The following is a 16272-nucleotide window of genomic DNA, read 5'->3' as shown; positions in this document are numbered from 1 at the left end:
GGTTGATTTAAATGCCCCGTTATTTCTCCACATAGCCTACACATTCAGTCAATAAAGACTCGACAATGTCCGCGCATAATCGCTATTGAGGCATAGCCCTTTGTGCATTGCGCGTTACAAATTACCACTGTTTCTTAAGATTTTATGAAGTTGGCTGAAATAATGAACATGGAACTTTCTAAATATTTCTCTCCTAAAAAACTGGGTATATATTCCCTGTTCCTGCTGCTGTCGTGGGGATTACTTTATTCCTGGCTGGTACTGGTACACAGAATGGATGAAAAAGTCGCCTCGACGCTGCTCTCTTCACCCATCATCTATGGCTGCATTGCATTGTCGGTTGTCTCTCTGATAATCCAGAATAAAGCCGGTGCGTTAACTGAGCTACTCGTCGTCGCCTTCTGGCTGATGGTGATTTTTGTTTATCTCATTATTACGTTCACCGTTCTGTTAAACGCGATGCCCGATATCGAAGATCTAATCTTTTACTACGAGTGTTATTTGATCATTTTTTTTGGTGGAGCCCCGCTGTACCTTATTATGAGAATGATTTGAGCCGTTGCTCCACACAGCCTCCACAAACCGCCCATGTCCGCTAAACAGGCGCGCGGTAGACTCTCCCTCACGCTATTTTGCACAAAAATAACTCACCTAATAAATCTGATAAAAATTACCCATAATGATGAACCGTAATAATCTTCGTTCTTCTGAACCTGCCGGAGTGATGCACTCGCTAAAAAAACTCGCGATACGGCACCGGAAAAAACTGGCTGTCACTTTTTTCCTGGTGGTGGCCGAAAACGTGACGTTTTTACTTTATCCCGTTCTGGCAGGCATCGCGATAAATGCCATCCTCGCCGGTGAAACGCTTAACGCCGCGCTGTATGGCCTGATGGTACTTTGTATGTGGTTCATCGGTGCGGCCAGACGGAGCGTTGATACGCGCACGTTTGCACGCATTTATGCCGGACTCGCGGTATCCGTCGTCCTGGCACAGCGCAAATATCAGCTAAACCATTCGGCAATCGCCGCCAGGGTAACGCTCTCGCGCGAATATGTGGATTTCTTTGAAATGCACCTTCCCCTGCTTATTACCTCGCTGAGCTCACTTTTCGGTGCCGCCATCATGTTGCTGTTTATTGAATTTTGGGCCGGCGCCATGTGCTTTGCGATTGTATTTATCCTGCTCGGATTTGTCTCAGGATATGCCCGTAAAAATGAATGGCTGTTCATGCGCCTGAATAATCGGCTGGAAAAAGAAGTGGATTATGTTCATAAGGCGGGCACGGCCACGCTTCACCGACATTACTCCACGCTGGCGCGTTTACGTATCGCATTATCTGACCGCGAGGCGTGGGGCTATTTGTGGGTTGGCGTGCTTGTTGCCGCGCTTTTTACGCTGACCATCGTCTGGATGACGCGCTCAACCGGCATCACCGCCGGACATATTTACTCCGTGATGACCTACATGTGGATGTTCGCAACGAGCCTCGATGACGCGCCGCAGCTTCTGGAGAAATTTTCGCAGCTCAGGGATATCGGCAAGCGCGTATCCACTGATGATGAAATTCACGTAACCGGACGTTAATTTAATGCCGCATTTTTTTATTGAACGCCCCATTTTCGCCTGGGTAGTAGCGCTTTTTATCGTTCTGGCAGGACTCCTGTCTATTCCCCGTTTGCCGGTTGCGCAGTATCCGGCGGTGGCGCCGCCTGGAATCATTATTTCCGTCAGTTACCCGGGGGCCAGCCCCGATATCATGAATACGTCGGTGGTATCGTTAATCGAGCGCGAAATCTCCGGCGTAGATAATTTGCTCTACTTTGAATCATCCAGTGACACAACCGGTTCGGCATCGATTACCGTCACCTTTAAACCGGGCACGGACATCAAGCTGGCGCAGATGGATCTGCAGAATCAGATTAAGATCGTCGAGCCTCGTCTACCTCAGGCGGTAAGGCAAAACGGCATTAACGTCGAGGCCGCTAACTCTGGATTTTTGATGATGGTGGGGCTGAAGTCGGCGACGGGTCAATTTGAGGAAGCCGATTTAAGCGACTATTTTGCCAGAAACGTCAGTGACGAACTTCGTCGCGTGCCCGGCGTAGGGAAAGTTCAGCTGTTTGGCGGCGAAAAAGCGCTGCGCATCTGGCTGGATCCCATGAAGCTCCACGGCTACGGGCTTTCGGTGAGCGATGTTCTTACCGCCGTTGGCCAGCAAAATGCCCTTGTGTCGCCCGGCAAAACGGGAGACGAGCCAGCATCTGCAGGACAAGGGGTGACGTATCCCATCACCGTGAAGGGACAACTCTCCTCGGTAGAGGCGTTCAGGAATATCACCCTGAAATCTGACGCATCCGGCGCCCGCCTGAAACTGTCCGACATTGCGCGGATTGAATCTGGCCTGCAGAGCTACGCCTTTGGTATCCGCGAAAATGGCGTGCCCGCAACGGCGGCGGCAATCCAGCTCTCGCCTGGCGCAAATGCAATGAGTACGGCTTCCGGCGTACGGGCGCGCATCGACGAGCTTTCCCGGGTGTTACCCGAAGGAATGGCGTTTACGATCCCCTTCGACACCGCGCCGTTTGTGAAACTTTCTATCGTGAAGGTTGTTCAGACATTTGTGGAAGCGATGGTCCTGGTCTTCCTGGTTATGCTGCTGTTTCTGCACAAGATACGCTGCACGCTTATCCCGGCGATTGTTGCTCCCGTCGCACTTCTTGGCACCTTCACGGTGATGCTGTTGAGCGGCTACTCCATCAATATTCTGACGATGTTCGGCATGGTGCTGGCAATAGGGGTTATCGTTGATGATGCCATTGTGGTCGTGGAGAACGTCGAACGGCTGATGGAGGAGAAAAGCCTGTCCCCGCGTGACGCCACGCGGCAAGCCATGCAGGAAATCACCCCGGCGATTATTGGCATCACGCTGGTGCTTACCGCCGTCTTTATCCCCATGGGGTTTGCCGAAGGATCCGTCGGGATTATCTACCGACAATTTTGTATTTCCATGGCGGTCTCCATACTGCTGTCCGCGTTTCTTGCCCTGACGTTGACGCCAGCCCTGTGCGCAACGTTACTCAAGCCGCACAAGGCAGCAAAGAGCGGAGGCGGAAGGTTCGCGGTCGGGTTTAACGCGCGCTTTCGTTCGCTCACCGCCCGTTACGAAGCCGGGCTGGGTGCCGTTCTAAAGCGAACCGGGCGTATGCTGCTCCTGTACGCTGCGCTTTGTGCTGCGCTGTTTCTGGGATTGTCTTCGTTACCGTCGTCCTTTCTGCCGGACGAAGATCAGGGCTACTTTATGTCCTCAATCCAGCTGCCTTCTGATGCCACAATGCAGCGTACCCTCAACGTGGTTAAAAAATTTGAAGAGGAAATTGCGGCCCGGCCGGATATTGAAAGCAACATTATGATCCTGGGATTTGGGTTTTCAGGTTCAGGACCAAACTCGGCTATGGCCTTCACCACGCTGAAGGACTGGAAAAACCGGCAGGGCTCGACGGCCCAGGATGAAGCCGACCATATACAGGCCAGCATGGCGAACGTCTCTGATGCCGTCACGATGAGCCTGCTCCCGCCGGCCATTTCGGATATGGGCACCTCGTCGGGCTTTACCTGGTACGTGCAGGACAGAGCGGGACTGGGCTACGGGGCGTTAAAGCGCGCTGCCGACGCGCTGGTCCTGCAGGCCAACCAGCGCCCTGAACTGAGTGACGTCTATATAGACGGTCTGCCGGAAGGAACAAACCTTGCGCTCCAGGTGGACAGAGAAAAGGCGGAAGCGATGGGCGTCTCGTTTGATGAAATCAACCAGACGCTCTCCGTCACCCTGGGCTCAAATTACGTCAATGACTATACGAACAACGGCCGCGTTCAGCAGGTGATCATTCAGGCCGATGCGCCCTACCGAATGCAGCCTGAGCAGATACTGACATTATCAGTGAAAAACCGGATGGGTCAGATGGTGCCGGTATCAACGTTTGCCACGCTTTCCTGGAACGTTGCGCCGCAGCAGTTGACGCGTTATCAGGGATATTCGGCTATTCGCATTACCGGAAATGCGGCGCCGGGAGAATCCAGCGGCACCGCAATGAAGGTTATGGAGAGTTTGTCCAGAGATTTACCCCAGGGCATGGCGGGCGAGTGGGCCGGCAGTTCATTGCAGGAGAGAAAATCGGAATCTCAGCTTCCGGGCCTTATCGTCCTGTCGATACTGGTCGTGTTTATGGTGCTGGCCGCTCTGTATGAGAGCTGGTCTATTCCATTTGCGGTCATGCTGGTCGTTCCGCTGGGCCTTATCGGCGCGGTGATAGCGGTGTCCGTGGCCGGCATGACGAATGACGTTTTCTTCAAGGTCGGCCTGATCACGCTTATCGGCCTGTCGGCCAAGAACGCCATTCTGATTGTTGAATTTGCGAGGCAGCTCCATCGCCAGGGGCAGCCCCTGCTGGCGGCAACCGTTCATGCCGCCGGCCAGCGCCTGCGCCCTATTCTGATGACGTCGTTAGCCTTCACCTTAGGGGTTGTTCCGTTGATGCTGGCCCGTGGGGCGAGCGACAGTACGCAGCATGCCATCGGTACCGGCGTATTTGGCGGCATGATTAGCGGTACGCTTCTCGCCATTTTCTTCGTACCGGTTTTCTTTATCGTCATCGCGCGCTTCATCGACAACCTCAGGAAAGCGTGAATACCCTCGCGGGATCGCGCTTCCTCGCTGGTTGGATGAGGCGAAGCTGTTTCCGGGTGATATACTGGACGAATGCTGAAATTTTGAGCCCCCGCGAGTCCGCGGAACATTCTTCGGGGCAGGCGTCTTCGGAGAACAGCGAGAAATATCGTGACACAAGGGGCTGTGAGTGGGCTATAATTTCGAGCTAATTTCGAATGATTTTGAAATACTGCCTGTAACGCTATGAATTACAAGGCAAAATAAGCAATGAATATAAGGATTAAAGCTATGGGTTTTCTTTCCGGTAAGCGCATTCTGGTAACTGGCGTTGCCAGCAAACTGTCCATCGCATACGGCATCGCGCAGGCAATGCATCGCGAAGGCGCTGAGCTGGCGTTCACCTACCAGAACGACAAGCTGAAAGGCCGTGTTGAAGAGTTTGCCGCGCAGCTGGGTTCCAGCATTGTTCTGGAATGTGACGTTGCACAAGACGAAAGCATCGACGGCATGTTTGCTGAACTGGCAAAAGCATGGCCGAAATTCGACGGTTTCGTTCACTCCATTGGCTTCGCTCCTGGCGACCAGCTGGACGGCGACTACGTGAACGCGGTTACCCGTGATGGCTTCAAAATCGCTCACGACATCAGCTCCTACAGCTTCGTGGCGATGGCGAAATCCTGCCGCGCGATGCTGAACCCGGGCGCAGCCCTGCTGACCCTGTCCTACCTGGGCGCTGAGCGTGCTATCCCTAACTACAACGTTATGGGCCTGGCGAAAGCCTCTCTGGAAGCGAACGTACGCTACATGGCGAACGCAATGGGTCCTGAAGGCGTGCGCGTTAACGCCATCTCTGCAGGTCCTATCCGCACCCTGGCCGCTTCCGGTATTAAAGATTTCCGTAAAATGCTGGCACACTGCGAAGCGGTTACCCCGATTCGTCGTACCGTTACCATTGAAGATGTGGGTAACTCTGCAGCATTCCTGTGCTCTGACCTTTCCGCTGGTATCTCCGGCGAAGTGGTTCACGTTGACGGCGGCTTCAACATCGCTGCAATGAACGAGCTGGAAATTAAATAAGCTGTGACTCTCTTCCCGCACGGGAAGAGAGTTTTCCCCCCGCACCACCCCTTCGTTATTCCGTTCTGCTATTTGTTATCACCTAACAATATTTTTCCCTTTATCTGCCTTACGCCAGGATATTGATCGCCATTTTGAGATCAAGGAACGCACATGGAACAACGCCGTTTTTCCGGCAAAGGCCACTGGTATCACGAGACCCAGTCGAACCACGCGCAGACAGATGTTCTGCCTCTGGTGCCCGAAGCCGCTAACGTCGACGATCGTTTTTTGCTCGATTTAGCCCTGCCTGATGAGATTGTCACCGCCTGTTCTGGCTGGCTTACCCCTGCCAGAGCCTTATGCCACCAGCTGTTTCCGCTCTCAATTCCCGTGAACCGCCTGCATACGCTCAGCGCCTACGATCGGCTCAGCACTGCGCTAACGGTCGCCCAGGCCTGTGGGGTTCAGCGGCTCTGTAACCATTACGCCGCCCTCCTCGCCCCGCTTCCCGGCCCGGACTCCTCGCGTGAAAGCAACCGACGTCTGGCGCAAATTACGCAGTATGCCCGCCAGCTCGCCAGCTCCCCTGATGTCATCGATGATAAAGCGCAGAACCAGCTTGATGAGGTTGGCCTGTCAACGTATGACATTGTGGTGATTAACCAGATTATCGGGTTTATCGGTTTTCAGGCGCGCGTGGTCGCGATTTTTCAGGCGCTGTTAGGACACCCTGTTCGCTGGCTGCCAGGCCATCATATTCAGCCGCACACGCTGCCCGCGAGCCACGCCGCGTGGGTGCCGCTTTTGCCCGTCGTCGAGCTGCGCTATGCGAGTGCGCATCAGCTTGAGTCGCTGTCTCGCTGGCAGGCAGAACCCGCGCTGGAGGCGCTGACGCCGGTCCTTTGCCATGAGCCGTCGCTGCTCGACCTGACCGGAGAAATCCTGTTAAACACCCGCGAAGCGATCCCGCTGACGTCCCCCGCGCTTTCGGCGGCGGTCGAACTGCTGACGCGCTCTCCGGACCGCTTCAGCGCCGCGCAGTTTACCCCGATAACGGATCAAGGACTCCCCGGCGAACATGCCATCATGCTGCTTACCCGGAGCGCGTTTGATGGCTGGCTCAATCGTCTGAAAGTCGCGTTTGGTAAATAGGAATAACCATACTAATTACCCAAAGAGCGCTTGCTGAGACAGTGAGAATCGCGTAAAACTGTCAGCCGCTCAATGGCTACGAAAATAGAACATTATGTTTCAGGACAACCCGCTGCTAGCGCAGCTTAAACAGCAACTGCATTCCCAGACGCCGCGTGCAGAAGGGGTCGTAAAAGCCACGGAAAAGGGCTTTGGCTTCCTTGAGGTTGACGCGCAGAAAAGCTACTTCATTCCGCCTCCGCAGATGAAGAAAGTGATGCATGGCGATCGCGTTATGGCCGTCATTCATACCGAGAAGGACCGCGAGTCTGCCGAGCCGGAAGAACTGATCGAACCGTTCCTGACCCGTTTTGTGGGTAAGGTGCAGAGAAAAGACGATCGTCTTGCTATCGTGCCGGATCATCCCCTGCTGAAAGATGCCATTCCCTGCCGCGCCGCCCGTGGCGTTGAGCATGATTTTAAAGAAGGTGACTGGGCCGTAGCAGAAATGCGTCGTCATCCTCTGAAAGGCGATCGCGGTTTTTATGCTGAGCTGACCCAGTTCATCACCTTTGGCGCCGACCATTTCGTGCCATGGTGGGTCACGCTGGCACGCCATAATCTTGAAAAAGAAGCGCCGAACGGCGTAGCGACCGAGATGCAGGACGAAGGTCTGACGCGTCGCGATCTCACCGCGCTGGAGTTTGTCACCATCGACAGCGCCAGCACGGAAGATATGGATGACGCGCTGTACGCTGAAGAGGGTGCCGATGGCAAACTGCATCTGACCGTCGCTATTGCCGATCCAACCGCCTGGATTGCCGAAGGCAGCAAGCTGGATGACGCCGCGAAAATCCGTGCGTTCACCAACTACCTGCCGGGCTTCAACATTCCGATGCTGCCACGCGAATTGTCTGACGATCTCTGCTCGCTGCGTCCAAACGAAGTGCGCCCGGTCCTTGCCTGCCGCATGACTATCGCCGCAGATGGCGCGATTGAAGACGATATCGAGTTCTTTGCCGCCACCATCGAATCGAAAGCCAAGCTGGCCTACGATAACGTCTCCGACTGGCTTGAAAATACCGGTAGCTGGAAACCTGAATCAGACGCAATTGCCGCGCAAATTCGTCTGCTGCATCGCATCTGCCTGAACCGCGGCGAATGGCGTAAAACCCACGCGCTGGTGTTCAAAGACCGCCCGGACTATCGCTTTGTTCTGGGCGAGAAAGGCGAAGTGCTGGACATCGTGGCCGAACCGCGACGCATTGCGAACCGCATCGTTGAAGAGGCGATGATTTCTGCCAACATCTGCGCCGCACGCGTGCTCCGCGACAGGCTGGGCTTTGGCATTTACAACGTCCACACCGGTTTTGATCCGGCGAATACCGAAGCGCTGGCGGCCCTGCTGAAGACTCACGATGTGCACGTTGATCCGGAAGAAGTGCTGACGCTGCCGGGCTTCTGCAAGCTTCGCCGCGAACTGGACGCGCAGCCGTCGGGTTTCCTGGACAGCCGCATTCGTCGCTTCCAGTCCTTCGCTGAAATCAGCACCGAGCCTGGCCCGCACTTTGGTCTTGGCCTCGAGGCTTACGCCACCTGGACATCGCCGATCCGTAAGTATGGCGATATGGTTAACCACCGCCTGCTGAAAGCGATTATCAAAGGTGAAACCATTGCCCGTCCTCAGGAGGACACCACGCTGCAGATGGCCGATCGCCGCCGTCTGAACCGCATGGCGGAACGTGACGTTGGAGACTGGCTGTACGCACGCTTCCTGCAGGATAAAGCCGGTACGGATACCCGTTTCGCCGCAGAGATCATCGATATCAGCCGCGGGGGGATGCGCGTCCGCCTGGTCGATAACGGTGCTGTCGCGTTTATTCCTGCGCCCTTCCTGCACGCGGTTCGTGACGAAATGGTCTGTAGCCAGGAAAACGGTACCGTGCAAATTAAAGGTGAAACAGTTTACAAAGTCACTGACGTGATTGACGTCACTATCGCCGAAGTTCGCATGGAAACCCGCAGTATTATCGCGCGCCCTGTCGCCTGATAACCGGTTCAATTGTCGGCCATTTCCTCTCCGGAAGGGCCGACAATTTTTCTTTTTATCCCCGCCACAAAATCATTATTTTTCCTTACTATTTTCAGCATCCCTTCGCCCAAAACCGCCATAATTATCTACAGTAAAAGAGAGTTGTTATATTCGGTTACGTGAATTTCAATACGCTCAGTATCCTTTTTAACCTGTCTCGTTTTATTATAAGAAAACAGGGAAAAACAATAAGTTCACTTCGGTTTTGCCGCTGTTTCTCAACGGAAAAGTCGACAGCAAATGAATAATTTGTGCGCTAATGAAAGCTGCGGGAGAAAACATGATGGACGATCTGGAGCAGAATTTGCTGTTTCGCTACATGGGAACTCACAGCCCGTGGTGGCGCCTGTCAGCTGACAGCAACGCTCTGCACCTTTCCACCAGCGAAAATGCCGATGTCACTCAGGTCGTGGCGCTGGACGATGAACAGGCCGATCTCATCCGTCATTTAACCGTTATTACCTCCAGTATTTCCATGTCGCTCTCCCTGTACGGAGAAGATGTCCCGGTTCATCTTGTGGGCCGTAAAATCACCCGCAACGAGTGGGCAGGCACCGCTTCCGCCTGGAACGATACCCCCTCCGTGGCGCGGGATCTGGCTCAGGGACTTTCATTCGCGGAGCAGGTTGTCTCCGAGGCCAACTCCGTCATTGTTATTCTCGATCGGCACGGCAATATTCAGCGTTTTAACCGGCTTAGCGAAGAGTACACCGGCCTGAAAGAGCAAGAAGTCATTGGTCAGAACGTATTTAAGCTGTTTATGAGCCGCAGCGAAGCGGCGGCCTCAAAGCGCAATATTACCGGTTTTTTTCGCAACGGCAGCTCCTACGAAGTCGAACGCTGGATCAAAACGCGTAAAGGGCAGCGTCTGTTTCTGTTCAGAAACAAATTCGTTCACAGCGGCAGCGGTAAAAATGAAATTTTCCTTATCTGTTCCGGGACAGATATCACCGAAGAGCGCCGCGCTCAGGAGCGGCTGCGCGTGCTGGCCAATACCGATACCATCACCGGCCTGCCAAACCGCAATGCGATCCACGATCTGATTTCTGACGCCATCGATAACCGCGGCGACACGCAGGTGGGCGTGGTGTATCTCGATCTGGATAACTTTAAAAAGGTCAACGACGCTTACGGGCATATGTTTGGCGATCAGCTGTTGCAGGCTGTCGCCCTCGCCATTTTGAGCTGTCTGGACGAGGAACAGGTGCTGGCGCGTCTTGGCGGCGATGAGTTTATCGTCATGGCCACCAATACCTCTCAGGGCTCTCTGGAGGCGATGGCGTCGCGCATTTTAACCCGTCTGCGCCAGCCGTTCCGAATCGGTCTGATTGAGATTTATACCGGCTGCTCTCTGGGTATTGCCCTCGCCCCGCAGCACGGAAACGACCGGGAAAGCGTTATTCGCAACGCCGATACCGCCATGTACACCGCCAAAGAGAACGGCCGGGGCAAGTTCTGCGTCTTTTCACCCGAGATGAACCAGCGCGTGTTTGAGTATCTCTGGCTGGATACCAACCTGCGTAAGGCCCTGGATAACGATCAGCTTCTGATCCACTATCAGCCGAAAATAACCTGGCGCGGAGAAGTCAGAAGCCTTGAAGCGCTGGTCCGCTGGCAATCGCCAGAACGCGGCCTGATCCCGCCGCTGGAGTTTATCTCTTATGCCGAGGAGTCGGGGTTGATTGTGCCGCTGGGCCGCTGGGTGATGCTTGACGTGGTTCGCCAGGTGGCGAAATGGCGCGATAAGGGAATTAACCTGCGCGTGGCGGTGAACGTCTCTGCACGCCAGCTGGCCGACCAGACCATCTTCAGCGACTTAAAGCAGGCGCTGAAGGATCTGAATTTTGAATACTGCCCGGTCGACGTCGAGTTGACCGAAAGCTGTCTTATCGAAAATGAAGAGCTGGCGCTGTCCGTGATCCAGCAGTTCAGCCGACTCGGGGCGCAAATTCATCTGGATGATTTTGGTACCGGCTACTCTTCCCTTTCTCAGCTGGCCCGCTTCCCTATCGACGCCATTAAGCTCGATCAATCTTTCGTCAGGGATATTCATAAGCAGTCTATTTCCCAGTCGCTGGTGCGCGCTATCGTCGCGGTGGCGCAGGCGTTAAATCTGCAGGTGATTGCCGAGGGTGTGGAAAGTGCAAAAGAAGACGCCTTTCTGACAAAGAATGGCGTCAACGAACGGCAGGGCTTTCTGTTTGCTAAGCCGATGCCCGCTGCCGCATTCGAGCGATGGCTAAAACGATATCAAGCGCGAAATCAACGTTAACTGGCTTTACGCAGGCCCGCCGCGTGATGGCGGTTTTGCAGCGTGACCAGACGCTCCATGTAGGCGATATCTTTCGGCTCCAGGCAGAAAGCGGCATCAACCCAGTCTTCCGTGATGTCCATCAGTTCACTGCGGGGCAATTGCAGAACGCGCGTACGGGCGCGCAGCATCGCCCTTACGCCATTCAGTTTTGGCCGCAGCGTATCGATGAAGGTTCGAGTGGAGACATAGCTTTGTCCGGGTTCAAACAGGACATCCACCAGCCCATGCTGTTCGTACCATTCAGCCGTATGGGATTCTCCTTTGTAGATAAGTTCTTCCGCCAGCTTCATGCCTGCACGGCGTGCAACCAGGGAATATCCTCCCATACCCGGAAACAGGTTGAAGGCAATCTCCGGGAAACCCAGACGGGCATCGCGCTGAGCCAGGACGAAATGGTGCGCCAGAGCGGCCTCAAACCCGCCTCCTAACGCACTGCCTTCGACCATCGCCAGAGAGATGGCTCCCGTATCAAACCCCCGTGAAGCCGCATGGACGCAATCAACGCAGGCGCGAGCGTACGCCCGTAACGCTTCCCGACGTCCGTTCTGAATGCACTCGACGAAGAACTGTAAATCCCCGCCGGCATTGTACATTTCGGGAACCAGCGAACCGGTTACCCAAAAATCAACCGCAAAACCAGACTGGCGAACCAGCCATGAAAAGTTCATGATCTCCTCTATTAACGCATGGTTAAAGCAAGGACGTGGCTGAGCCCGCAGCATCATCCAGACCGTGTGACGCTCCGCCTCGTAATACCCTGACAGCTGCGTGAACCGTTCAGTATCGGTAAACAGTGTGCAGGTAGGCTGATTGATAACTGTCATAGTCTAATTCCTCTTATAAAAAAGCGCCTTGCGCGCAGTTTTAGACTAATCCACTCATTAAGCCTGCTGCATGAGGGGGAATAAATTTATCACTTACGTTTATGTAATTTAGTTATTGCATTTTTTCCCTTCTCTTTTGATCCTATTTTCTGCATCATTGAAAATATTAACTTTTCGCGCCTGGGGTGAGATTATGTCGACTATTGACGCACAAGCTGTAGCACAACGAATTGATACCGTGCTGGATATCCTGGTGGCGGGCGATTATCACTCTGCTATCCGTAATCTCGAGATCCTGAAGTCTGAACTTCTTGCTCAGAATGGTGCTGACAATGCGCCAGAAAACGGACAGCCAAAAGCGCCGTGGGAAGTTTAACCCCACCGTCTCCGACCTCGTTTCGCTTTATTAAATGGATGCTATGAATTCCCGACAACAACTCATTTTGCAGATGGTCATCGATCAGGGACGCGTAAGCGTAGTCGATCTCGCTAAAACCACTGGCGTTTCTGAAGTCACCATCCGTCAGGATCTTAATCTGCTGGAAAAACAGAGCTACCTGCGTCGCGCGCACGGATATGCTGTCCCGCTGGACAGCGATGACGTTGAGACGCGCATGATGAATAACTACGCGCTCAAACGTGAACTGGCGGAGTTTGCCGCGTCCCTGGTGAACAACGGCGAGACCGTCTTTATTGAAAACGGCAGCAGTAATGCCCTTCTGGCGCGCACGCTTGCCGATCAAAAAGACGTTACCATCATCACCGTCAGCAGCTATATCGCGCATTTGCTCAAAGAGACGCGCTGCGAGGTGATTCTGCTGGGCGGTATTTACCAGAAAAAAAGTGAAAGCATGGTTGGCCCGCTGACCCGTCAGTATGTCCAGCAGGTTCATTTCAGCAAGGCCTTTATCGGTATTGACGGCTGGCAGCCGGAGACAGGTTTTACCGGCCGGGATATGATGCGCTCTGACGTAGTGAATGCCGTGCTGGAAAAAGAGTGTGAAGCCATTGTACTGACCGACAGCTCTAAATTTGGCGCCGTTCACCCTTATACAATGGGCCCCGTCTCACGTTTTAGCCGCGTGATTACCGACGAGCGGTTGAGCGACGCGCATCGTAATAAACTGGAAGATGACGGGCTGATCGTCAATATTATTAAAACGACCGCCTGAGTTCCCTCCGCGCCCGAATTTCGGGCGCATACGCCCTTCTATCTCTGAGATGATTCCTGGTACTTCTTTAAGAGTTTTTACCTGTTTAACCTGAATTAAAGTCGTAAAATTAATGTTAGCGATATAACAGGAAGTGACTATCACCTGCGTGATTACGTAACGCCTGCGCGACCAGCTTTCACGGAGAACAGAATTAAGTATTCGATTCGTCTATACTTAACGTGTACATCTTTCCGTGAATCGATAATTCAGGAGAAAGTATTATGACCTTAACCAGCAAAAAATTAGCCGCCGCTGTCCTGGCAATCACTGTAGCAATGTCCCTGAGCGCGTGCTCTAACTGGTCTAAACGTGACCGTAACACCGCTATTGGTGCCGGTGCCGGTGCTCTCGGTGGTGCAGTATTAACGGATGGTAGTACGCTGGGTACATTAGGTGGCGCTGCTGTCGGTGGTATTATCGGTCACCAGGTTGGCAAATAATTATTATCTAAGCCTTCCCCGGTATTGCGATATTTGAACGCATTTCAGGTCTGACATACGCACGTATATAACACGAGCCACGGCATTTGCCGTGGCTCATTTATTTTAACCGCCTGCCAGTTTGACTTTCATCCCTTTGGCTTCAAGCAGAGATTTTATTAAATCACGCTTATCCCCCTGGATTTCAATAATGCCGTCTTTCACGGCGCCGCCGCAGCCACATTTCTTTTTCAGCTCGGCCGCCAGCTTTGCCAGTTCAGCATCATCCAGGTCGATGCCGGAGATAAGGCAAACCCCTTTCCCTTTTCGTCCACTGGTCTGGCGCTGGATCCGAACGATGCCGTCACCCTTTGGACGTTCCGCTTTCGCTTTCGGTTCATCGATACGCCCGCTATCGGTTGAATAGACCAGACGGCTGTTGGAATCGGTCATAACGCCTCCTTTTTCAGCGATGCGTTGATAGCCTTAAGCGTCTCAGCCGGGTTGGCAGACTGCGTCACCGGACGCCCGATAACCATATAGTCAACGCCAGCAGCCAGCGCCTGCTCAGGCGTCATAATGCGGCGCTGATCGCCAACTTCACTGCCTGCAGGACGAATACCCGGCGTAACCAGTTTAAAATCCTGGCCCAACGCTGATTTGAAACGTACCGCTTCCTGCGCGGAGCAGACAACGCCATCCAGGCCGCAATGCTGCGTCAGACGCGCGAGACGTTCGGCATGCTCGGCGGGTGACAACGTCACGCCCAGGTCGCGTAGATCGTTTTCGTCCATACTGGTCAGCACGGTAACCGCAATCAGCAGCGGTGCATCTTTACCGAACGGCAGGAGCGCCTCACGGGCGGCCGTCATCATTCTGGCCCCCCCCGATGCATGGACGTTGACCATCCATACGCCCAGCTCTGCGGCAGCGGCAACGGCGTGCGCCGTGGTATTCGGGATATCATGGAATTTCAGGTCGAGGAAAACGTCAAAGCCGCGCTGCTGCAGATCGCGAACGATTTGCGGTCCAAACAGCGTGAACATCTCTTTGCCAACTTTCAGACGGCAGTCGCGAGGGTCAATGCCGTCGACAAACGCCAGTGCGGCGTCACGCTTATTGTAATCAAGCGCAACAACAACAGGAGAATCCGTAATTACGCGGGAAGTGGAGGATGTAACAGACGTCATGACCAGCCCTTTTCGTCTATGGGCGCGCAGCGGCGCGGAACAGATAAACGGCCAGCATTCTACCTGCCGACGCCGCAAATTGACAGGATCCATTTACGCGCCTGCCAGGCCAGCAAACCGCACGATGTACGGCATGTGGTAAAAGCTTTCAGTATGTTGTAACTAAAATAGGGTGTTTTAAAAAATTACTGCCCGTCCAGGCCACGGATTGGCTTGATGGTGGACCAGGCGCGGCAGGAAGGACAGTGCCAGTAAAGCGTATACGCGGTAAAACCGCACTTCTGGCAACGATAGCGCGGTTTGCTGCGCACCTGCTCGCCAACCATGTCGCGAAGCACCATCAGGCTTTCTTTGGCGCGCCCTTCTTCAGCGTCGTTCAGGTGGTAATCCATCAGCTTGTGGAACACCCGCATGGTCGGATGACGCTGCAGCTGACGCGTAATATAAACCTGCGCGGTGTCGCTTCCCTCATACTGCTCAACGACGTCAGAGAGCATCAGCTCAGCGGTGGCGCCGGTATTCTCTTCCACGCAGCGACGCAGGAAGGCTACCCACTCTTCCTGCTTGTCCAGCTGTTGATAGCAGGTTTGCAGCATTTCCAGCGTTTCACTGACCAGCTCTTTGTCCTGGTCGATAACCCGCAGCAGGCTTTCAACGGCTTTGGCGTAGTCGCCATTCGCCATAAAGACGCGCCCCATCATGATGGAGATTCGCGCGCTGTTGCGGTCCGCGGCGGCGCCTTTCTTCAGCAGCGCCATGGCTTTATCCATGTCGTCGTTGCCCATCTGCTGAAGAGCAAGCTCACAGTAGAAGTGGGCGATCTCAACGCGCTGCTTATCTTTACCCAGCTTCACCAGACGTTCAGCAGTATCAATGGCTTTCTGCCAGTCGCTGGTGGCCTGATAAATCTGCAGGAGCTGCTGCAACGCGCCGATGCGGAAATCTGTTTCGTCCACCAGCTGCGCGAACATATCTTCAGCGCGATCGTACAACCCCGCGGCCATGTAATCCCGCCCCAGCTGTTGTACCGCAAGGAGACGTTGATCGTAGGTCAGCGAAGCGCTTTCCATCAGGGTCTGGTGAATACGAATGGCGCGATCGACCTCGCCGCGCGAGCGGAACAGGTTGCCCAGGGTGAGATGCGCTTCAACCGTCCCCGTATCCTCTTTCAGCATATCGAGGAACAGGTCTACCGCTTTGTCCTGCTGATTGCTCAGGAGGAAGTTCACCCCCGCAACGTAGTCGCGGGAGAGGCGGTTGGCCTCATCCTGTTTTGTTTGTTGCGCACTTCTGCGGCCCATATACCAGCCATAGGCTGCGGCTACAGGCAAAAGCAGAAACAACAACTCCAGCATAGTC

General features: G+C 54.1%; 14 protein-coding genes. 10 read left to right on the top strand and 4 right to left on the bottom strand.

From position 1 onward, the window contains the following. Positions 1 to 168: 168 nt before the first annotated feature. From crrC to pdeR, 7 genes are all read left to right on the top strand, one after another. Positions 169 to 555, top strand: a complete 387-nt coding sequence (gene crrC, locus P346_RS20810) for a colistin resistant protein CrrC (RefSeq protein ID WP_032658291.1) — start codon at positions 169 to 171, stop codon at positions 553 to 555. A gap of 124 nt (positions 556 to 679) precedes the next feature. Next, on the top strand, positions 680 to 1588 hold the full coding sequence (locus P346_RS20815) for an ABC transporter six-transmembrane domain-containing protein (protein WP_084492129.1): 909 nt from the start codon (positions 680 to 682) through the stop codon (positions 1586 to 1588). A gap of 4 nt (positions 1589 to 1592) precedes the next feature. Next, positions 1593 to 4688 carry a multidrug efflux RND transporter permease subunit gene (locus P346_RS20820; RefSeq protein ID WP_032656740.1) on the top strand — a complete coding sequence of 1032 codons (3096 nt, stop codon included), beginning with the start codon at positions 1593 to 1595 and terminating at the stop codon, positions 4686 to 4688. Between the two features lie 270 nt (positions 4689 to 4958). Continuing rightward, positions 4959 to 5747 carry an enoyl-ACP reductase FabI gene (fabI, locus tag P346_RS20825; RefSeq protein WP_003856831.1) on the top strand — a complete coding sequence of 263 codons (789 nt, stop codon included), beginning with the start codon at positions 4959 to 4961 and terminating at the stop codon, positions 5745 to 5747. Positions 5748 to 5900: 153 nt separating this feature from the next. After that, positions 5901 to 6881 (top strand): CMD domain-containing protein, encoded by a 981-nt coding sequence (locus P346_RS20830; RefSeq protein WP_032656737.1) that lies wholly within the window; start codon positions 5901 to 5903, stop codon positions 6879 to 6881. A gap of 94 nt (positions 6882 to 6975) precedes the next feature. Further along, complete coding sequence (locus P346_RS20835) at positions 6976 to 8910, top strand: exoribonuclease II (protein WP_032656735.1); 1935 nt, start codon at positions 6976 to 6978, stop codon at positions 8908 to 8910. Between the two features lie 322 nt (positions 8911 to 9232). Beyond that, complete coding sequence (gene pdeR, locus P346_RS20840; protein WP_032658288.1) at positions 9233 to 11224, top strand: cyclic di-GMP phosphodiesterase; 1992 nt, start codon at positions 9233 to 9235, stop codon at positions 11222 to 11224. On the opposite strand, the gene P346_RS20845 is transcribed toward pdeR, so the two are convergent. Next, positions 11221 to 12090, bottom strand: coding sequence for a crotonase/enoyl-CoA hydratase family protein (locus tag P346_RS20845; RefSeq protein WP_032656733.1), 870 nt, complete (start codon positions 12088 to 12090; stop codon positions 11221 to 11223). The genes pdeR and P346_RS20845 overlap by 4 nt on opposite strands. Before the next feature lie 193 nt (positions 12091 to 12283). Between P346_RS20845 and P346_RS0121350 the strand changes: the two genes are divergently transcribed. From P346_RS0121350 to osmB, 3 genes are all read left to right on the top strand, one after another. After that, positions 12284 to 12466: a YciZ family protein gene (locus tag P346_RS0121350; RefSeq protein ID WP_029740522.1), complete on the top strand. Its 183-nt coding sequence runs from the start codon at positions 12284 to 12286 to the stop codon at positions 12464 to 12466. Positions 12467 to 12509: 43 nt separating this feature from the next. After that, positions 12510 to 13262 carry a DNA-binding transcriptional regulator YciT gene (gene yciT / locus P346_RS20850; RefSeq protein ID WP_023312063.1) on the top strand — a complete coding sequence of 251 codons (753 nt, stop codon included), beginning with the start codon at positions 12510 to 12512 and terminating at the stop codon, positions 13260 to 13262. A gap of 263 nt (positions 13263 to 13525) precedes the next feature. Continuing rightward, positions 13526 to 13744: an osmotically-inducible lipoprotein OsmB gene (gene osmB / locus P346_RS20855; RefSeq protein WP_008501216.1), complete on the top strand. Its 219-nt coding sequence runs from the start codon at positions 13526 to 13528 to the stop codon at positions 13742 to 13744. 105 nt (positions 13745 to 13849) lie between these two features. On the opposite strand, the gene yciH is transcribed toward osmB, so the two are convergent. From yciH to lapB, 3 genes are all read right to left on the bottom strand, one after another. Continuing rightward, positions 13850 to 14176 carry a stress response translation initiation inhibitor YciH gene (gene yciH / locus P346_RS20860; RefSeq protein WP_023335942.1) on the bottom strand — a complete coding sequence of 109 codons (327 nt, stop codon included), beginning with the start codon at positions 14174 to 14176 and terminating at the stop codon, positions 13850 to 13852. Then, complete coding sequence (gene pyrF / locus P346_RS20865; protein WP_032658287.1) at positions 14173 to 14913, bottom strand: orotidine-5'-phosphate decarboxylase; 741 nt, start codon at positions 14911 to 14913, stop codon at positions 14173 to 14175. Before pyrF ends, yciH begins: the two co-directional genes overlap by 4 nt. Positions 14914 to 15098: 185 nt before the next feature. Beyond that, positions 15099 to 16268 (bottom strand): lipopolysaccharide assembly protein LapB, encoded by a 1170-nt coding sequence (gene lapB / locus P346_RS20870; protein ID WP_023335944.1) that lies wholly within the window; start codon positions 16266 to 16268, stop codon positions 15099 to 15101. Positions 16269 to 16272: the final 4 nt, after the last annotated feature.

The organism is Enterobacter sp. DC1, assembly GCF_000568075.1.
Classification (GTDB): domain Bacteria; phylum Pseudomonadota; class Gammaproteobacteria; order Enterobacterales; family Enterobacteriaceae; genus Enterobacter; species Enterobacter asburiae.
Note: the sequence above shows the minus strand (reverse complement) of the source record. Positions and strands in the feature narration are given on the sequence as shown.

Bases quoted from the DNA above. Each gene is read 5' to 3' on its own strand.
- yciT (WP_023312063.1), top strand. From the start codon at position 12,510: ATGAATTCCCGACAACAACTCATTTTGCAGATGGTCATCGATCAGGGA.
- lapB (WP_023335944.1), bottom strand. From the start codon at position 16,268: ATGCTGGAGTTGTTGTTTCTGCTTTTGCCTGTAGCCGCAGCCTATGGC.
- P346_RS0121350 (WP_029740522.1), top strand. From the start codon at position 12,284: ATGTCGACTATTGACGCACAAGCTGTAGCACAACGAATTGATACCGTG.
- pyrF (WP_032658287.1), bottom strand. From the start codon at position 14,913: ATGACGTCTGTTACATCCTCCACTTCCCGCGTAATTACGGATTCTCCT.
- osmB (WP_008501216.1), top strand. From the start codon at position 13,526: ATGACCTTAACCAGCAAAAAATTAGCCGCCGCTGTCCTGGCAATCACT.
- P346_RS20835 (WP_032656735.1), top strand. From the start codon at position 6,976: ATGTTTCAGGACAACCCGCTGCTAGCGCAGCTTAAACAGCAACTGCAT.
- P346_RS20820 (WP_032656740.1), top strand. From the start codon at position 1,593: ATGCCGCATTTTTTTATTGAACGCCCCATTTTCGCCTGGGTAGTAGCG.
- yciH (WP_023335942.1), bottom strand. From the start codon at position 14,176: ATGACCGATTCCAACAGCCGTCTGGTCTATTCAACCGATAGCGGGCGT.
- P346_RS20845 (WP_032656733.1), bottom strand. From the start codon at position 12,090: ATGACAGTTATCAATCAGCCTACCTGCACACTGTTTACCGATACTGAA.
- pdeR (WP_032658288.1), top strand. From the start codon at position 9,233: ATGATGGACGATCTGGAGCAGAATTTGCTGTTTCGCTACATGGGAACT.
- P346_RS20815 (WP_084492129.1), top strand. From the start codon at position 680: ATGATGAACCGTAATAATCTTCGTTCTTCTGAACCTGCCGGAGTGATG.
- fabI (WP_003856831.1), top strand. From the start codon at position 4,959: ATGGGTTTTCTTTCCGGTAAGCGCATTCTGGTAACTGGCGTTGCCAGC.
- P346_RS20830 (WP_032656737.1), top strand. From the start codon at position 5,901: ATGGAACAACGCCGTTTTTCCGGCAAAGGCCACTGGTATCACGAGACC.
- crrC (WP_032658291.1), top strand. From the start codon at position 169: ATGGAACTTTCTAAATATTTCTCTCCTAAAAAACTGGGTATATATTCC.